This window comes from Streptomyces sp. CB01373 (genome assembly GCF_002803075.1).
GTDB lineage: Bacteria > Actinomycetota > Actinomycetes > Streptomycetales > Streptomycetaceae > Streptomyces.
The window spans coordinates 507860-527625 of sequence record NZ_NNBK01000001.1 but is presented as its reverse complement, the minus strand read 5'-3'; the positions used below and the strand labels follow the sequence as shown (position 1 = coordinate 527625).

Genomic DNA, 19766 nt, shown 5'->3' with positions numbered 1-19766 from the left:
CGTGTTCCAGCTCTCTTTCAGTTCGCCGAGTTCTGGGCGGCCAGCCGCAGCAGCTCTTCGGCGTCCATGTCGTCGAGGGAGTCCGCCGTGTCGTCGTCGGCGGGGGCGCTGTCCTCAACGTCGTCGGACTCGGCGAGTTTCAGCACCATGTCGAGGAGGCCCGCCTTGCGCAGCCGTCCGATCGGGACGGTGGCGAGGGCCTCACGGATGCGGGCGTCGGGGTCGTCCGCGCGGCCGGTGTCCGCGTCATCGGGTGCGGTGCCGTAGAGCAGCGAACCGATGTGCTGGGCGAGGGCCGTGGGATTCGGGTAGTCGAAGACGAGGGCGGCCGGCAGCGGCAGCCCGAGGGCGGAGCGGAGCCGGTTGCGCAGCTCGACCGCGGTGACGGAGTCGAAGCCGACATCGCGGAAGGCTCGCGAGGCGGGCACCGCGTCGGGGCTGTCGTGGCCGAGGGTCGCGGACGCCTCGGCACGGACGGCTTCGACGAGGGCACGGGCGCGTTCGGCGGTGGGCAGCCCGTCCAGGCGGGCGCGCAGCGGCGGCACGGCCGCGCCGGAGCCGTCGGCGGCGGGGGCCTCGTCGGTGAGGGCCGACACGGCTTCCGGGACGGTGCTCAGCAGGGCGCTGGGGCGGTTCGCGGTGAAGGCGGGCGCGAACAGCTCCCAGTCCATCAGGGTGACGGCGAGCGCGGTGTCGTCGTCCTGAAGCATCTGGTCGAGCGCGCCCAGCGCGTGTTCCGGCTCCATGGCCAGGACGCCCTGGCGGACGAGCCGGTCGTGGACCTCGGGGTCGGTCGCCATGCCGACCTCGCCCCAGGTGCCCCACGCCACCGACGCCGCGGTCAGGCCGAGGGACCTGCGGTGCTCGGCGAGGGCGTCGAGGTAGGCGTTGGCGGCGGCGTAGCCGGGCTGGCCGCCGCTGCCCCAGACCGCAGCACCGGACGAGAACATGACGAACGCGTCCAGGTCGAGGCCGGCGGTCAGCTCGTGCAGGTGCCCGGCGGCGGTCAGCTTGGCGCGCATCAGCGCGTCGAGCTGGTCGATGGTCAGGTCCGCGACCGGGGCGTCGCCGTGGGCGACACCGGCGGAGTGGAAGACGGCGGTGAGCGGCGCGTCCTCGGGCAGGGCCGCCAGGAGCGCGGCGAGCGCGTCCCGGTCGGCGGCGTCGCACGCGGCGATGGTCACCCGGACGCCCAACTGCTCCAGTTCGGCACGGAGTTCGGCCGCACCAGGGGCGTCGGCGCCGCGCCGGCTGGTCAGCACCAGGTGTTCGGCGCCCTGCTCGGCGAGGCGGCGGGCGACCCGGCCGCCGATGCCGCCGGTGCCGCCGGTGACGAGGACGGAGCCGCGGACCGGCGGACGCTTCCCGGAGCCGGGGACGGCCGGGGCGGCGTGGGCGAGGCGGCGGGCGAGCACGCCCGACCCGCGGATCGCGAGCTGGTCCTCGCCGCCCGCGTCGGCGAGCAGTCCGGTGAGCCGGGCGGCGGCCCGGGAGTCGACCGTCTCCGGCAGGTCGACGAGACCGCCCCACCGGTCGGGGTGTTCGAGGCCGATGACGCGGCCGAGGCCCCACAGCGCGCCCTGCACGGGGCTGCTGAGGACGTCGCCGCGGCCGGCGGCGACACCGCCCCGGGTCAGGCACCACAGGGGCGCGGTGAGCTCCGCGTCGCCGAGGGCCTGGACGAGGGCGAGGGTCTGGGCGAGGCCGAGCGGCACGGATCCGAAGTCGGTGTGGAGTGCTTCGGCTGCGGCGAGCAGGGAGACCACGGCGTGGAACTCCCCCTCGTCCTCGCGGAGCTGGGTGAGCTGCGCGGCCCAGGCGGCCCGGTCGGTGCCCTTGGCCTCGAACCGGACGGTGTCCGGGCCGAGCGCGTCGAGGACGGCGGCGACCCAGGGGGCGCCCGCGTGGTCCGGCGAGATCACCGCGAGGAGCCGGCCGGCGGGCCGGGAGGTGCCGGGTTCGGCGACGCGGTTCCACTCGACGTGGTAGCGCAGGGCGTCCACACGGGAGCGGGTGAGGGAGCGGGTGCGCCAGGCGGACAGCGCGGGCAGCACGTCGCCGAGCCGGGAGGCGCCGTCGTCGGCGGGGATGCCGAGTTCACCGGCGAGCGCGGCGAGGTCCTGGTTCTCGACCAGTTCCCAGAACGCGGCGTCGGAGGCGTCGGCGGTGCCCGCGGCGGCGGCCTTCGGCTCGGGCCAGAAGTCCTGCCGCTGGAAGGGGTAGGTGGGCAGGTCGACCGGCGCGTACGCGGGGCGGTCGAAGACAGTGGTCCAGTCGACGGCGATGCCGTGGGTGTGCGCCTCGGCGAGCGAGGTGAGGAAGCGGCGGCGGTCGCCGTCGTCGCGGCGCAGCGTGCCGAGGACGGCGGAGGTCTCGGCCGGCTCCGCCGCGTCGCTGGCGAGGCTCTCCTGCGTCTCCTGGATCGGGGCGGCCAGCACCGGGTGCGGGCTGATCTCCACGAACACGCGGTGTCCGGCGGCGACGAGGGCGCGGGTGGCGTCCTCCATCAGCACCGTCTGGCGCAGGTTGGTGTACCAGTAGGAGCCGTCGAAGGCCGCCTCGTCGAGCCGGGCGCCGGTGACGGTCGAGTAGAACGGCACCTCGGGGGTGCGGGGGCTGACGGGGGCGAGGACGCGGGCGAGTTCGTCGCGCACGGCCTCGACGTGCCGGCCGTGCGAGGCGTAGTCCACGGACACCTTGCGGGCCCGTACGTTCTGCTCGCGGCAGGTTTCGAGGAGTTCGTCGAGGGCGTCGGCGTCGCCGGAGACGATCACCGAGGAGGGGCCGTTGACGGCGGCGATGGACAGTGCCTCGCCCCAGGGCCGGAGGAGTTCGGTGACGCGTTCGGCGGGCGCGGAGACGGACATCATGCCGCCGAGCCCGGACAGCTGGGGCAGGGCCTGGCTGCGCAGCGCCACCACGAGGGCGGCGTCCTCCAGGCTGAGCGCCCCGGCGACGCAGGCGGCGGCGATCTCGCCCTGCGAGTGGCCGACGACGGCGGCCGGTTCGACGCCGTGCGCCCGCCACAGCGCGGTGAGGGCGACCATCATCGAGAACAGGGCGGGCTGGACCACGTCCACGCGCTCAAGCAGCTCCGGGTCGCCCTCGCCGGCCAGCACCTCGTGCAGGGACCAGTCGGTGTACGGGGCGAGCGCGGCGGCGCAGTCGTCGACTGCGGTGCGGAACACCTCGGAGGTGGCGAGGAGTTCGCGGCCCATGCCCCACCACTGGGAGCCCTGGCCCGGGTAGACGAAGACGGGTCCGGCGGAGTCCGGTCCCGCGGTGCCGGCGACGACGCCGGGGGCGGACGCGGAGGACAGCACGGCCTCCAGGCCGCGGGCGAAGTCCTCGGGCCGGCTGCCGAGGACGACGGCGCGGTGGTCGAAGGTGGACCGGGTGGTGGCCAGGGCGTGTCCGACGCGGGCGGGCGCGGCGGTGGCGCCGGCCGTCGCGGTCAGCAGCCGGGACGCCTGCTCGCGCAGTGCCTGCGCGGACTTGGCGGACAGCAGCCACGGGACGAGCGGAGCGTCCCCGGCGGGCTCCTCGACGGGCTGTGCGGCGGGCTCCTCGGCGGGCGGCGCCTGCTCCAGGAGGAGGTGGGCGTTGGTGCCGCTGATGCCGAAGGAGGAGACACCGGCCCGGCGGGGGCGGTCCTCGGCGGCCGGCCAGGCGGTGCGCTCGCGCAGCAGGGTGACGGCGCCCGAGGTCCAGTCGACGTGGCTGGAGGGCTCGTCGATGTGCAGGGTGCCGGGCAGTTCGCCCGCCCGCATGGCCATCACCATCTTGATGACGCCGGCGGCGCCCGCGGCGGCCTGGGTGTGGCCGATGTTGGACTTCACCGAGCCGAGCAGCAGCGGCTGTCCGCCGTCGCGGCCCTGGCCGTAGGTGGCGAGCAGGGCGCCGGCCTCGATGGGGTCGCCGAGCTTGGTGCCGGTGCCGTGCGCCTCGACCACGTCGACGTCGGCGGCGCCGAGTCCGGCGTTGGCGAGGGCCTGGCGGATGACACGCTGCTGGGAGACGCCGTTGGGAGCGGTGAGGCCGTTGGAGGCGCCGTCCTGGTTGATGGCGGAGCCGCGGATGACGGCGAGGACCTCGTGGCCGTTGCGGCGGGCGTCGGAGAGCTTCTCCAGCAGGACGACGCCGACGCCCTCGGCGAGGGTCATGCCGTCGGCGGCCTCGGCGAACGGCTTGCAGCGGCCGTTCATGGCCAGCGCCCGCTGCCGGCTGAAGCCGACGAACGCGTGCGGGGTGGCCATGATGGCGGCGCCGCCGGCCAGGGCGAGGCTGCTCTCGCCGCTGCGCAGGGACTGGCAGGCCAGGTGCATCGCGACCAGGGAGGAGGAGCAGGCGGTGTCGACGGTGACCGCCGGGCCCTCCAGGCCGAGCAGGTAGGAGACACGGCCGGACAGCACGCTGGCCGCGGTGCCGGTCATCATGTGCACCTCGGTGCCCTCGGTGCCGTTCTGGACGCTGCTGGAGTAGTCCTGGTAGCTGGCGCCGAAGAAGGCGCCGGTGGCGGTGGAGCGCAGCGACTCGGGGTCGATGCCGGCCCGCTCCAGGGCCTCCCAGGAGGTCTCCAGGAGCAGCCGCTGCTGCGGGTCCATGGCGAGCGCCTCGCGGGGCGAGATGCCGAAGAACCCGGGGTCGAAGCCGGCCGCCTCGTGCAGGAACCCGCCGTGCACGGAGTAGGTGCGGCCCTGCCGGTCGGGGTCCGGGTCGTACAGGCCGTGGGCGTCCCAGCCGCGTTCGGCGGGGAACTCGGAGATGACGTCGGCGCCGTCGAGGGCGAGCCGCAGCAGCTCCTCCGGGGTGTTCGCGCCGCCGGGGAAGCGGCAGCTCATGCCGACGATGGCGATCGGGTCGTCGTCGCCGGCGGTGACCGCGGCGGCGGGCCGGTCGCCGGCCGTGCCGGTGGTGCCGAGCGCGGTGGCCTTGAGGAACGCGGCGAGCGCGACCGCGTTCGGGTGGTCGAAGACCATGGTGGACGGCAGGGTGAGCCCGGACGCGGCGACGAGGCGGTTGCGCAGGTCGACGGCGGTCACCGAGTCGAAGCCGATGTCGCGGAAGGCGCGGCGCTCCGGGACGGTGTCGGCGGAGGCGTGGCCGAGGACGGCGGCGGTCTCCTCGCGGACCAGGGCGAGCACGACCCGGTCCTGCTCGGCGGCGGACACGCCCTGCAGGCGGGCGGCCAGGCCGCTGCTCGCGGTGGCCGTGACGGCGGGCGCGGCCCGGTCGGCCAGCAGCCGCGCGACCTCGGGGATCCGGTCGAACAGGTGCGAGGGGCGTCCCGCGGTGAAGACGTCGAAGTACGTGCCCCAGTCGATGTCCATGAGGCCGATGACGGTCTCGTCGTCCTCCATGACGCGCTGGAGGGCGGTCAGCGCCAGCTCGGGGTCGAGGTACTCCAGGCCGCTGCGGCGGATCTGGTGCGGGTCGGCCAGCTCGCGTTCGAGGTCGTCCGGCCACTTGCCCCAGTGGACGGAGGTGGCGCGGGCGCCGCGGGCGCGGCGCTGTTCGGCGAGCGCGGACAGGTAGGCGTTGCCCGCGACGTACGCGGCGTGCACGCCGCTGCCCCACATGCCGGCGGTGGAGGAGTACAGGACGAAGTCGTCCAGCTCCTCGTCGTCGAGGAGTTCGTCGAGGATCCGGGCGCCGGTGACCTTGGCGTGCACGACCTCGGCGAACGCGTCGACGGTGGTGTCGGCGAGGGCGGACAGCTCGATGACGGCGGCGGTGTGCACGACCGTGCGGACGGTGCGGCCCTCGGCCTTCAGTCCGTCCAGGAGGGCGGCGACCGCGTCGCGGTCGGTGATGTCGCAGGTCACGAACTGCGTCTCGGTGCCCGCCGCTTCGAGTTCGGCGGCGAGTTCGGCCGCGCCGGGGGCGTCCGCGCCGCGGCGGCTGAGCAGCACGAGGTGCTCGGCGCCGTTGGCGGACAGGTGGCGGGCGAGTCCGGGGGCGAGGGTGCCGGATCCGCCGGTGACCAGGGTGGTGCCGCGCGGCTTCCAGGAGCGGGCCTTGCGACGGGTGTCGCCGCTCGCACGGACGATGCGGCGGGCGAGCACGCCGGCGGGACGGACGGCGAGCTGGTCGTCGTCTCCGAGCGCCCCGGCGAGGGCGGCGACGAGCCGCTGGGCGGCACGGGCGTCGAGCGTCTCGGGCAGGTCGACGACGCCGCCCCAGCGGCGGGGGTGCTCGACGGCGACGGTCCAGCCGAGACCGGCGACCTGGCTCTGCAGCGGCCGGGTGACGGTGTCGGACGGGCCGGTGGAGAAGGCGCCTCGGGTCAGGAACCACAGCGGGGCGGGGACGTCCGCCTCGCCGAGGGCCTGTGCCAGCGACACGGACAGCGCGAGCCCGAGGGTCAGTCCGGGGTGGCGGACGGAGTCCTGTTCGGCGCCGGCGAGTACGGAGACGATGCCGGTCAGGCCGTCCGTGTCCGTGAGGCGCTCGCGCAGTACGGCGGGGTCGGTGCAGGTCTCGTCGAGGACGAGGCGGCGCACCTGGGCGCCGCCCGTCTCCAGCGCCTCGGCGACGTCGGTGTCGTCGACGCCGTCGGCGGACACCAGCAGCCAGGTGCCGTCGAGGGTGGCGCGGGGGATCTGGGCCAGCGGCTCCCAGGTGACCCGGTAGCGCCAGGAGTCGACGGTGGAGCGCTCGCCGCGGGTGCGGCGCCAGGAGGCGAGGCCGGGGAGGATCGCGGCGACGGACTCCTCGTCCGTGCCGAGCGCCTCGGTGAGGGCGGAGACGTCCGCCTGCTCGACGGCCGCCCAGAACTCGGCGTCCATCGGCGCGGTGGCCGAACGGTCCACGACGGCACGGCTGATCCAGTACCGCTCGTGCTGGAAGGCGTACGTGGGCAGGTCGACGCGGGTCGCGCCGGTGCCCTCGAACAGCGGGGCCCAGTCGACGTGGACGCCGCGGACGAACACCTGGGCCGCGGACAGCAGGAAGCGGTCCAGGCCGCCGTTGTCGCGGCGCAGGGTGCCGGAGGCCACGCCCGCCACTTGGGCGTCGTCGAGCATGTCCTGGACGGACATCGACAGCACCGGGTGGGAGCTGACCTCGATGAAGGCGCGGTGCTCGGCGGCGATCAGGCCGCGCACGGCGTCCGCGAACAGGACCCGTCCGCGCAGGCTGCGGTACCAGTAGCCGGCGTCCATGGCGGTGGCGTCGAGCCAGTCGCCGGTGACCGTGGAGAACAGCGGGATCCGCGGCGCGGACGGCTCGACCTCGGCCAGCAGCTGAAGGATCTCGTCGTGCAGGTCCTCGACGTGGTGGGAGTGCGAGGCGTAGTCCACGGGGACGCGGCGCACGCGCACGTCCTCGGCGGTGAGCAGGTCGGACAGCTCGTCCAGGGCGCCGGGTTCGCCGGAGACCACGCAGGAGCGGGGTCCGTTCTCGGCGGCGACGGACACCCGCCCGCCGAACGCCTCGAGACGGGCCTCCACGTCCGCGACGGGCAGCGCCACCGACATCATCCCGCCCCGGCCGGCGAGGCTGCGCCCGATGGCCTGGCTGCGCAGCGCCACCACCCGCGCACCGTCACGCAACGACAGCGCACCGGACACCACGGCAGCGGCGATCTCACCCTGCGAGTGACCCACCACCGCGTCCGGCTCCACACCCTGCGCACGCCACACCGCGGCCAGCGACACCATCACCGCGAACGACGCGGGCTGGACCACATCGACGCGCTCAAGCGTCGGAGCACCCTCCACGCCCCGCAGGACGTCGACGAGGTTCCAGTCGGTGAACTCGGCGAGCGCGTCCGCACACTCGGCGATCCGCTCCGCGAACACCGGCGACTCGTCCAGAAGTTGGGCACCCATGCCCACCCACTGCGAGCCCTGACCGGGGAACACGAAGACGGTACGGCCGTCGACGTCGGCGGCGCCCTCGACGAGTCCGCTCCAGGACTGGCCCTCGGCCAGCGCGCGGCTGCCGGTGAGCAGGTCGTCCCGGCCGGACGCGACGACGACGGCCCGGCGCTCCAGCAGGGCCCGGGAGGTGAGCAGGCTGTGGCCGACGTCCTGGGGGCGCGGCTCGGTGTCGGCGTCGAGGCGGGTGACGAGGGCGGCGGCCTGGTCGCGGAGCGCCTGCCCGGAGTGGGCGGAGAGCAGCCACGGCAGGGCAGCCGGCACGACGGCGGGCTGCCGCGGGGCTTCCTCGGCCTCGGCGTCCTCGGCGGGCACGGGGGCCTGTTCGAGGACGGCGTGGGCGTTGGTTCCGCTGATGCCGAACGAGGACACCGCGGCCCGGCGCGGACGGCCGGTCTCCGGCCAGGCGGCGGTCTCGTCCAGGAGGCGGACGTGGCCCGACTCCCAGTCGACGTGCGTGGAGGGCGACGCGGCGTGCAGGGTCGCGGGCAGTACGCCGTGGCGCAGCGCCATGACCATCTTGATGACGCCGGCGACGCCCGCGGCGGCCTGGGTGTGGCCGATGTTGGACTTCAGGGAGCCCAGCCACAGGGGCTGTTCGGGGTCGTGCTCCTGGCCGTAGGTGGCGAGCAGGGCCCCTGCCTCGATGGGGTCGCCCAGCCGGGTGCCGGTGCCGTGCGCCTCGACGACGTCGACGTCGGCACCGGTGAGGCCGGAGTTGCTCAGGGCCTGGCGGATGACCTGTTCCTGGGCGCGGCCGTTGGGGGCGGTCAGGCCGTTGGAGGCGCCGTCCTGGTTGACGGCGGAGCCGCGCAGCACGGCGAGCACGGGGTGGCCGTTGCGGACGGCGTCGGAGAGCCGCTCGACGACGAGGACGCCGACGCCCTCGCCCCAGCCGGTGCCGTCGGCCTCGTCGGAGAACGCCTTGCAGCGGCCGTCGGGGGCCAGGCCGCCCTGGGCGCTGAACTCCACGAAGACGGAGGGCTCGGCGAGGATGGTGACGCCGCCGACGACGGCGAGCGAGGACTCCCCGCGGCGCAGCGACTGGGCCGCCATGTGCAGGGCGACCAGGGAGGACGAGCAGGCGGTGTCGACGGTGACCGCCGGGCCCTCGAGACCGTAGACGTAGGAGAGACGGCCGGACAGCACGCTGGCGGCGGTGCCGGTCAGGGCGTGGCCGTGGAGTTCGGCGGCGGTGTCGGCGGAGGGGGCGCCCCAGTGGTAGGAGCCCACGAACACGCCGGTCGAGCTGCCGCGCAGGGAGGTGGGGGCGATGCCGGACCGCTCCAGGGCCTCCCAGGAGACTTCGAGCAGCAGGCGCTGCTGCGGGTCCATGGCGGTCGCCTCGCGCGGCGATATGCCGAAGAAACCGGCGTCGAAGTCGGTGGCCTCGTAGAGGAATCCGCCCTCGTGCGTGGAGCTGCTTCCCTCTCCCTTTCCGGTGAGCGCCTCGATGTCCCAGCCGCGGTCGGCGGGAAAACCGGAAATGGCGTCCCCGCCGGATTCCACGAGGTCCCACAGGGATTCCGGCGAGCTCACTCCGCCGGGCAGCCGGCAGCTCATTCCGACGATCGCGACGGGCTCGGTGTCGCGGGATTCCAACTCGCCTATACGGCGGCGGGCGCGCCGCAGATCGTTGGTGACCCGGCGAAGGTAGTCGACAACTTTTTCCTGCTGGTTCTGCTCGGGTTCCGGCATCGGGTCCGTCCTCGTCATCGGGTCGCGAACGAAAGCTGCAAATCCGCTATGTGGTTTCGAACTCTTCATCGATGATGTCGAGCAGCCTGTCGACCGACACCGATTCGAGGTCCTCGTCGGAGAAGTTCTCCCGCGGGGCGGAGTCCCGGCGGAGCGAGGCGGCGAGTGCGTCCAGGCGGTCGGCGACGGCCTGGCGGTCGGGGTCGTCGTCCGGCAGGGTCCGTACGACGGCCTCGAACCTGGTGAGTTCGTCGTCGCACGATCCCTGCGGCGGGGAGGCGGATGCGACGAGGAGTTCCCCGATGCGCCGGGCGGCGAGTTCGGGGGTGGGGAAGTTGAAGACGAGGGTGGCCGGCAGCCGCAGTCCGGTCAGCGCGGTGAGGCGGTCGCCGAGTTCCACGCCGGCCAGCGAGTCGAAGCCGAGTTCCTTGAAGACCGAGCGGGGTCCGACCGCGTCCGGTCCGGGGTGGCCGAGGACCGCTGCCGCCTGGGCGCGCACCAGGCCGACGAGCCGGCGTTCGCGCTCGGCCGGGGCGAGGGCCGCCAGTTCGGTGGCGAAGGTGTCGGGCGCCGGGGCCGGTTCGGCGGGGGCGGCGCCGGGTGCCGCGGCGACGGGCCGGGTGCGGCGCGGCGCGGCGGTGTCCTGGATCCGGGTGCGCGTGGGCGGCCGGGGGGCGGTGCGCTCCTGCTCGGTGAGCTGCCGTACGAGGACGGCGTCGGCGGTGAGCACCGGGGCGCCGGTGACGTCGGCGGCGGTCAGGGTCAGGGTGCCGTCGTCGGCGGTGTGTATCCGGACCCGCAGGGCGGTGGCGCCGACGGCATGCAGCCGGACTCCGTGCCAGGCGACGGGGAGGGTGCCGGTCGTGGTGAGGACGGCGTGCCGGGCGGCGTCGAGGAGCGCGGGGTGCACTCCGTAGGCGCCGGGGTCGTCGGTGGTGCCGGCCGGGAGTTCCACCTCGGCGAGGACGGCGCCGTCGTGGCGCCAGGCGGCCCGCAGGCCGCGGAGGGCGGGGCCGAGGTCGAGGCCGTCGTCGACGAGCCGCTCGTAGTGGTCGTCGAGGTCGAGGGGTTCGGCGCCGGGCGGGGGCCAGACGGTCGCGTAGGAGGTGTCGGGGGCGGCGTCGGTGCCGGGCTCGGTGCCGAGGAAGCCGCCGGCCCGCAGGGTCCAGGGCTCGGTGGTGGTGCCGCCGGGTCGGGAGTGGACGGTGACGGTGCGCCGGCCGGTCTCGTCGGCGGGGCCGACCCGGACCTGGAGGTTCAGGGTGTCGCCGTCGCGCAGGACGGGCGCCTCGACCAGGGCGAGTTCGTGCAGGACGTCGCAGCCGGTGTCGTCGCCCGCGCGGACGGCGAGTTCCACGAGCACCGCGGCGGGCAGCAGGACGCGTCCGGCGACGGCGTGGTCGGCGAGCCAGGGGTGGGTGGCGACGGAGAGCGTCGCACCCGACACCGTGCCGCCGTCGGCGAGTTCGACGGCCGGGCCGAGCAGCGGGTGGCCGCCGCCCGCGGGGGCGGCGGCGCCGGGCCTGGCCGGGGCGGGCCAGTGCCGGGCGCGCTGGAAGGCGTACGTCGGCAGGTCGGTGCGGCGGGCGCCGGTGCCGGTGTAGAGGGCGGACCAGTCGACGGGCACGCCGAGGACGTGGAGCCGGCCCAGCGCGGCGGTGAGGGACGTCTCCTCCGGCTGGTCCTTGCGCAGGGTGGGTACGGCCTCGACCGGGGTGTCCGGGCCGAGGACGGCGCGGGCGAGGGCGGTGAGGACGCTGCCGGGCCCGAGTTCGACCAGCAGGTCGGTGCCGTGCTCGCGCAGGGCGGTCACGCCGTCGGCGAAGCGGACGGTGCCGCGCACGTGCCGCACCCAGTAGTCGGGGGTGGCGATCTCGGCGCCGGCCAGTCCGCCGGTGAGGTTGGAGACGACCGGCAGGGTCGGCTCGTGGAAGGTGAGCTCGGCGACGACGTCCCGGAAGGCGTCGAGCATCGGCTCCATCAGCGGCGAGTGGAAGGCGTGCGAGACCGCGAGGCGGCTGGTGCGGCGGCCCTGGCCGGCGAAGTGGGCGGCGACCCGCTGCACGGCGTCCTCGGCGCCGGAGACGACGACCGCGGTGGGGCCGTTGACGGCGGCGAGCGAGACGTCGCCGCCGAGCAGCGGCAGCACCTCGTCCTCGGTCGCCTCGACGGCGGACATGGCGCCGCCGGACGGCAGCGCCTGCATCAGGGTGGCACGGGCGGCGACCAGGCGGGCGGCGTCCTCCAGCGAGAACACCCCGGCGACGTGCGCGGCGGCGATCTCGCCGACGGAGTGGCCGCCGACGGCGCCGGGGCGCAGCCCGAAGGACTCGGCGAGCCGGTGGAGGGCGACCTCGAAGGCGAACAGCGCGGGCTGGGTCCACCCGGTGCGGTCGAGTTCGGCGGGGTCCTCGCCCCACATCACCGACCGCACCGGGCGCTCCAGCTCGGGGTCGAGGGCGGCCAGGACGGTCTCCAGGGCCTCGGCGAACACCGGGAAGCGGGCGGCGAGTTCACGGCCCATGCCGAGCCGCTGGGAGCCCTGTCCCGAGAACAGGACGGCGGTGGTGCGGGGGGCGGCCTCACCGCGGGCGCGCTCCACGACGCCGTCACCGGACGGCGCCAGCACCGCACGGTGCCGTAGCGCGGCCCGTCCGGTGGCCAGCGAGTGACCGACGTCCAGCGGATCGAGCCCGGGGTGGGCACGGACGAAGGAGGTGAGCCGCTCGATCTGCGCGTCGAGCGCCTGCGGAGAGGCCGCGGACACCGGCCACACCACGGCGCCCGCCGAGGGCACGACGGCGGCGGGGGCGGCGAGTTGAGCGGCGCGCTCGGCGGCGGGGACGCCGGACCCGGCGGCGACGGCGGCGGAGGTGGCGGCGGGCTCCCCGGCGGGGGAAGCGGGTCGTTCGGCGGCGGGGGCGGCGGGCCGCTCGGCGGACTCGACGGCCGGGGTGGCCGGCCGCTCGACGGACGCGGCGGCGGGGGCCGCGCGGCGGTGGGCGGGCTCGGCGGCGGAGGTGTCGGCGGGCTCCCCGGCGGGGGCGGAGGCCGCACGGTGGCCGCCGGTGGCACCGGTCGTCGGCTCGGTCGTCGGGGCTTCCTCCACGATGACGTGGGCGTTGGTGCCGCTGATGCCGAAGGAGGAGACCGCGGCCCGGCGCGGGCGGGCGGCCGCGGGCCAGGGCCGGGCCTCGATGAGGAGTTCGACGGCGCCGGCCGACCAGTCGACGTGCCGGGTGGGGGCGGAGACGTTGAGGGTGCGCGGCATCAGGCCGTGGCGCATCGCCTGGACGGCCTTGATGAGTCCGCCGATGCCGGCGGCGGCCTGTGCGTGCCCGATGTTCGACTTCAGGGAGCCCAGGCGCAGCGGCTGTCCGCCGTCGCGGTCCTGGCCGTAGGTGGCGATCAGGGACCGGGCCTCGACGGGGTCGCCGAGCCGGGTGCCGGTGCCGTGCGCCTCGACGAGGTCGACGTCGGCGGGAGAGAGCCCGGCGTCGGCGAGGGCCTCGCGGACGACGCGTTCCTGGGCCGGTCCGCTGGGGGCGGTGAGACCGTCGGAGGCGCCGTCCTGGTTGACGGCGGAGCCGCGCAGCACGGCGAGCACCCGGTGCCCGGCGGCGCGGGCGGTGGACAGGCGCTCCAGCACGACCATGCCGGCGCCCTCCGCCCAGGTGGTGCCGTCGGCGTCGTCGGAGAAGACCTTGCAGCGGCCGTCGGCGGCGAGACCGCCCTGCCGGGTGTAGGCGACGAACCCGACCGGCGTGGACATCACGGTGACGCCGCCGGCCAGGGCGGTGGCGCACTCCCCCGACCGCAGCGAGCGCAGCGCGTAGTGGAGGGCGACCAGGGACGAGGAGGACGCCGTGTCGAGGGTGACGGCGGGTCCTTCGAGCCCGAGGAAGTAGGCGAGCCGCCCGGAGGCGATGCTCGGCGACAGGCCGGTGAGGGCGTGTCCGGCGAGGTCCTCGGAGGAGGCGTTGGTGACGGTCGCGTAGTCCTGGCCGCCCGTGCCGACGAAGACGCCCGTGCGGGTGCCTCGCAGGGTCTGCGGGTCGATGCCGGCGTGTTCCAGGGCCTCCCAGGAGGTCTCCAGGACGAGCCGCTGCTGCGGGTCGGTGGAGACGGCCTCACGGGGCGACATCCCGAAGAAGCCGGCGTCGAAGTCGGCGGCCGCGGCGAGGAATCCGCCCCGGTGGGTCACGCTGTGGCCGGGCCCGTCGCCGGTCAGGGCGGCCAGGTCCCAGCCGCGGTCGCCGGGGAACGGCCCGGTGGCGTCGCGGCCGGCGCTGACCAGCTCCCACAGGTCCTCGGGCCCTTCGACGCCGCCCGGAAAGCGGCAGGCCATTCCGACGACCACTACCGGGTCCTCGTCGGCTCCGATGGTCATGCCTCGCTCACCCCTGCGGAAAAAGTCGGTCCTGTGGACACCTCTGCCACCTCTGCCTGCCGGATCGTAGAGGCGCAAAGGCTGTACTTTTCCCTAAAGGAATCCCTCCGTTCGGAGCCCGCCCGCGCCCCGACGGCACGAAAAACCCCCGCTCCGGGGCGAAGACTAGGGATTCCCCGGACCCTGGCGTGAGAAGAAGTCAGCGGCACGCTTCTCCCGCGCGGCACGGTGCGCCGCGCGGCGGGGTCGGCGGTGTCCTGCTGACGGCGTGCGCGACAGGCGGCGGCGTCGGCGAATGCGATCATCCGGCGACATTCGGTGGGTGGGCGCGAGGCGTGCGGGCCCGCGTGGTCCGCCACTTTCCGGAGGGTGTTGTCCATGGGCGCGCACAGGCGGCCGATCCTGTTCGTCAGTTATGCCGAAAGCGGCCTTCTCAATCCGCTGCTCGTACTGGCCGAGGAATTGTCCCGGCGCGGTGTGGAGGATCTGTGGTTCGCCACGGACGAGAAGGCGCGGGACCAGATCGAGTCGTCCTCGGTCGACAGTCCGCTGCGGTTCGCCTCGCTCGGCGACACCGTGTCGCAGATGTCGGCGGTCACCTGGGACGACGACACCTATGCCGAGGTGACGCAGCGCTCCCGCTTCAAGGCGCACCGCGCGGTCATCCGGCACTCCTTCGCGCCCGAGACCCGGGTGGAGAAGTACCGGGCGCTGGAGAAGATCGTCGAGGAGGTCCAGCCCGCCCTGATGGTGATCGAGAGCATGTGCCAGTTCGGGTACGAGCTGGCGATCACCAAGAAGATCCCGTTCGTGCTCGGGGTGCCGTTCCTGCCGAGCAATGTGCTGACCTCGCACGTGCCGTTCGCCAAGTCGTACACGCCGTCCGGGTTCCCGGTGCCGCACTCGGGCCTGCCCGGGAACATGACGATCGCCCAGCGGGTGGAGAACGAGCTGTTCCGGGTGCGCACGCTCGGGATGTTCATGACGAAGGAGATACGGGAGGTCGTCGAGAAGGACAACCGCATCCGCGGCGAGCTGGGCATCTCCCCCGAGGCGCGGCAGATGATGGCGCGCATCGACCACGCCGAGCAGGTGCTGTGCTACTCGGTGGCCGAGCTGGACTACCCGTTCCCGATGCACGAGAAGGTGCGGCTGGTGGGCACGCTGGTGCCGCCGCTGCCGCAGGCGCCGGACGACGACGGGCTGTCGGACTGGCTGACGGAGCAGAAGTCCGTGGTCTTCATGGGCTTCGGCACCATCACCCGCCTCACCCGGGAACAGGTCGCCTCGCTGGTGGAGGTGGCCCGCCGGCTCGAGGGCGAGGGCCACCAGGTGCTGTGGAAGCTGCCGCGCGAGCAGCAGCACCTGCTGCCCCCGGCCGGGGAGCTGCCCGCGAACCTGCGGATCGAGAACTGGGTGCCCTCGCAACTGGACGTGCTGGCGCACCCGAACGTCAAGGTGTTCTTCACGCACGCCGGGGGCAACGGCTACCACGAGGGTCTGTACTTCGGAAAGCCGCTGGTGGTACGGCCGTTGTGGGTGGACTGCGACGACCAGGCCGTGCGCGGCCAGGACTTCGGCGTCAGCCTGTCCGTCGACCACCCCGAGACCGTGGACACGGACGACGTCCTCGACAAGATCACCCGCGTGCTCGACGAGCCGTCCTTCACCGAACGCGCCGAGTACTACGCCGGGTTGCTGAAGGACGCGGGTGGCCGTACCGCCGCCGCGGACCTGCTGCTCGGCCTCCCCGTCCTGGCAAACGACTGACCGAGGAAGTCAAGCATGTCCTATACGTATCCGGTCTCCATGCCGTGGCTGAAGGGCCGCGAACTCGAGTATGTGACGGAGGCCGTCGGCGGCGGCTGGATCTCGTCGCAGGGCCCCTACGTCCGGCAGTTCGAGGAGGCGTTCGCCGCCTACAACGACATGCCGCACGGTGTCGCCTGTTCCTCGGGCACCACCGCGCTGACGCTGGCTCTGCGCGCGCTGGGCGTCGGCCCCGGCGACGAGGTGATCGTCCCGGAGTTCACGATGATCGCCTCCGCGTGGGCGGTCACCTACACGGGGGCCACCCCGGTGTTCGTGGACTGCGGCGACGACCTGAACATCGACGTCTCCCGCATCGAGGAGAAGATCACCTCGCGCACGAAGGTGATCATGCCGGTGCACATCTACGGCCGGCAGTGCGACATGGACGCCATCATGAACCTGGCGTACGAGTACAACCTGCGGGTGGTCGAGGACTCGGCGGAGGCGCACGGGGTGCGGCCGGTGGGTGACATCGCCTGCTTCTCCCTCTTCGCCAACAAGATCATCACGGCGGGCGAGGGCGGCGTGTGCCTGACCAGGGACGCCCATCTGGCCGAGCAGATGGCGCATCTGCGGGCGATGGCGTTCACCAAGGACCACAGCTTCCTGCACAAGAAGCTGGCCTACAACTACCGCATGACGAACATGCAGGCCGCGGTGGCGCTCGCGCAGACCGAGCAGCTCGACACCATCCTCGCGACCCGCCGCGACATCGAGAAGCGCTACGACGAGGCGCTGCGGGACGTTCCCGGCATCACGCTGATGCCGGCCCGCGACGTGCTGTGGATGTACGACCTGCGGGCCGAGCGGCGCGAGGAGCTGTGCGCGTACCTGGCCGACCAGGGCATCGAGACCCGGGTGTTCTTCAAGCCGATGAGCCGTCAGCCGGGCTACTACGACGCCGACTGGCCGTCGCTGAACGCCTCCCGGCTCAGCGAGGACGGGTTCTACCTGCCGACGCACACCGGACTGACCGCGCAGGACCAGGAGTTCATCACCGACCGGATTCGCGACTTCTACGGAGCCAAGTGATGACGGCCGACACGGAGACGACGACGTACGCTCCGGGCTGCCCGGTCGCCTTCCCGCTGCGCCAGCCGGGACGTCCGTTCCCGCCGCCGGAGTACGCCGACTACCGGGCGGGCGAGGGCCTGGTCCGCTCCGAACTGCCCGCCAGCGGCCCGTTGTGGCTGGTGACCCGGCACCAGGACGTGCGGGCCGTGCTGACGGACTCCCGGATCAGCGCGGACCCCTCCCACCCCGGCTTCCCGAGGGCCAGGCGCACCGGCGGCGCACCGTCGCAGTCGGAGATCCCGGGCTGGTTCGTGGCGCTGGACCCCCCGGAGCACGACCGGTTCCGCAAGACGCTGATCCCGGAGTTCACCGTGCGCAAGGTGCGGGAGCTGCGTCCGGCGATCCAGCAGATCGTGGACGAGCGGATCGACGCGATGCTCGCCGCGGGCAACTCGGCCGACCTGATCGCGGACTTCGCGCTGTCCGTGCCGTCGCTGGTCATCTCCGACCTGCTCGGAGTCCCCAAGGCGGACCGGGACTTCTTCGAGGCGAGGACGAGGGTCCTGGTGACCCTCTCCTCCACCGACGAGGAACGCGACGAGGCCTCCAAGGCGCTGCTGCGCTATCTGACCCGGCTCATCCAGATCAAGACCCGCCGCCCCGGCAAGGACCTGATCAGCCGGCTGATCCAGGCCGGCACCATGTCCCGGCAGGAGCTGTCCGGGGTGTCGATGCTCCTGCTCATCGCGGGGCACGAGACCACGGCGAACAACATCGGCCTCGGCGTCGTCCAGCTGCTGACCAACCCGAAGTGGATCGGCGACGACCGCATCGTGGAGGAGATGCTGCGCTACTACTCGGTCGCCGACCTGGTGTCCTTCCGGGTCGCGGTGGAGGACGTGGAGATCGGCGGCCAGCTGATCCGGGCCGGTGAGGGCATCGTGCCGCTGCTCGCCGCGGCCAACCACGACGGTTCGGTCTTCGACAGGCCCGACGAGTTCGACCCGGAGCGCTCCGCGCGCTCGCATGTGGCGTTCGGGTACGGCGTCCACCAGTGTCTCGGGCAGAACCTGGTGCGGATGGAGATGGAGATCGCCTACCGCACCCTGTTCGAGCGCATCCCGACCCTCGAACTGGGCGTGCCGGTCGAGGAGTTGTCCCTGAAGTACGACGGCGTGCTGTTCGGTCTGCACGAGCTGCCCGTCACCTGGAGCTGAGCGACGGGCCGGTCCGCTGCGGCGGCCGGCCCGGTGGAACGACCCTGGAGGAATGATGGTGCGCGTCAACGTGGACACCGATCGCTGCGTCGGTGCCGGACAGTGCGTGCTGGCCGTGTCGGACGTGTTCGACCAGGACGACGACGGCCTGGTGACCGTCCTCGTACAGCCGTCGGACCCGGAGACGCTGGACGCGGTCCGCGAGGCCGCCGTGGTCTGCCCCTCGATGGCGATCACGGTCGTGGAGGACTAGGGTCTTTCGTTTGGATCAGGCCGGATCAGGGAGCGGGGTCTGGTGCTGGGGGCACCTCCCACGCCGTTCAGGCAGTGGGGGAGCATCGCAAGGCGGAGGAGGGCGGCAGGGCGGAGCCCTGCCAACCGACGACAACGCCGCGAGGCACGGTGCCAGGGCCCGCGAGCCCGGCATGATCCAAACGAGAGGCCCTGGGTCCTCTCGTACGGCCCGAGTACGGTCCGACTACGGCCCGAGTACGGAAAAGGCGGCGGCCCCCACTCGTCAGGCAGTGGGGGCCGCCGCCGGTCTCGGGGGGCCGGGTGTCACCAGGTGACGGGGAGTTCGGTGAGGCCGCCGTTGAGCTGGCCCGACGTCACCTGGAGCTCCTCCACCGGGCGGGCCAGCCTCAGACCGGGCAGCCGGGTGAACAGTTGCGTGTAGGCGGTCTTCAGCATCGTCCGGGCCAGCGGGGCCCCGATGCAGTGCCAGATGCCGTGCCCGAACGTCAGGTGCTCGTTGGGCGCGCGGCGGATGTCGAAGACCTCCGGCTCGTCGAAGACCGCCTCGTCGAAGTTGACCAGCGTGAAGTCGAGCAGCACCAGGTCGCCGGTGCGCATGGTGACGTCGCCGATGGTGATGTCGTCGGTGGCGTAGCGCGGCAGCGCCGCACCCGAGCCGCCGGCCTTCGCGGCCCGCAGGATCTCCTCGACCGCGCTCTTCATCAGCTTCTCGTCGGCGAGTGCCGCCTGTAACTGGTCCGGGTACTGCGTGAACAGCACGACGCCCAGGTCGACATGGGTGGCGACGCTGTCGAGGCCGGCGAAGAGCAGGCTCGCGGCGATGGGGCCGATGCGCTCGTCCTCCGGGACCGTCTGGCACAGCCGGGAGATCACGTCGTCCGCGGGTTCGGCCCGCTTGCGGCCGGCCAGCCCGACCAGCAGCCCGAACAGCTCCGCCTGGCTCCTGGCGACGCTCTCCGCGTCGTTCAGCGTGGCCATCTCGGCCAGCACCGCCAGCAGCCGGCCCTGCTCCTGCACCGGGATGCCGATCACGGCGCACAGCACGGTCAGCGAGTACGGCAGCGAGAAGTCGCTGCGCAGGTCGGCGGGGCGCTCCTGGGTGGCGAAGCCGGTCAGGAGCTGCTCCGCGACGGCCTCCACCATGGGCGTCATGTTCAGCACCCGGCGGGCGGAGAACTGGGGGGTGAGCAGGGTGCGCAGCTCGGTGTGCGCGGCGCGGGCCGCATCGACGTCGCCCATGATGAGCAGGTCCATCAGCGGACTCTTGACGTAGCGGGGCGCGTTGGCCGGGTCGGCGTGCGCGCGGGCCAGACGCTCGTCGTGCAGCAACTGCTTCAGCTCCGCGTGCCGGGTCACCAGCCAGCCCTCGTCGCCGGCCGGGGTGGTGATCCTCGTGACGGGAGCGCGTAACTGGAGCTCGCGCAGAAGCGGGCTGAGGTGGAGCACCGAGGGCGCGGCGCCGTCGTCTAAGCAGGGCGGCGGTGTGGGGTTGCCCATGGG

General features: G+C 73.7%; 6 protein-coding genes and 1 pseudogene. 4 read left to right on the top strand and 3 right to left on the bottom strand.

All coding sequences use genetic code 11. The features are described from left to right. Window positions 1-17: 17 nt before the first annotated feature. Both CG719_RS36105 and CG719_RS02135 read right to left on the bottom strand, forming a co-directional pair. Window positions 18-9596 (bottom strand): type I polyketide synthase, encoded by a 9579-nt coding sequence (locus tag CG719_RS36105; RefSeq protein ID WP_442802693.1) that lies wholly within the window; start codon window positions 9594-9596, stop codon window positions 18-20. Between the two features lie 301 nt (window positions 9597-9897). Next, window positions 9898-13965 (bottom strand): annotated as a pseudogene (locus CG719_RS02135) (type I polyketide synthase); the annotation flags it as partial. A 381-nt stretch (window positions 13966-14346) separates the two neighbouring features. Here CG719_RS02135 and CG719_RS02130 point away from each other — a divergent pair. The 4 genes from CG719_RS02130 to CG719_RS02115 are packed head-to-tail and all read left to right on the top strand — an operon-like array spanning window position 14347 to window position 18264. Then, window positions 14347-15738: a glycosyltransferase gene (locus tag CG719_RS02130; protein WP_100566703.1), complete on the top strand. Its 1392-nt coding sequence runs from the start codon at window positions 14347-14349 to the stop codon at window positions 15736-15738. 15 nt (window positions 15739-15753) lie between these two features. Then, on the top strand, window positions 15754-16812 hold the full coding sequence (locus CG719_RS02125; RefSeq protein WP_100566702.1) for a DegT/DnrJ/EryC1/StrS family aminotransferase: 1059 nt from the start codon (window positions 15754-15756) through the stop codon (window positions 16810-16812). Beyond that, on the top strand, window positions 16812-18011 hold the full coding sequence (locus CG719_RS02120) for a cytochrome P450 (protein WP_100566701.1): 1200 nt from the start codon (window positions 16812-16814) through the stop codon (window positions 18009-18011). Before CG719_RS02125 ends, CG719_RS02120 begins: the two co-directional genes overlap by 1 nt. 52 nt (window positions 18012-18063) lie before the next feature. Continuing rightward, on the top strand, window positions 18064-18264 hold the full coding sequence (locus CG719_RS02115; RefSeq protein ID WP_376491618.1) for a ferredoxin: 201 nt from the start codon (window positions 18064-18066) through the stop codon (window positions 18262-18264). 305 nt (window positions 18265-18569) lie between these two features. Here CG719_RS02115 and CG719_RS02105 read toward each other — a convergent pair whose 3' ends face one another. Then, complete coding sequence (locus CG719_RS02105) at window positions 18570-19763, bottom strand: cytochrome P450 (RefSeq protein WP_100566699.1); 1194 nt, start codon at window positions 19761-19763, stop codon at window positions 18570-18572. Window positions 19764-19766: the final 3 nt, after the last annotated feature.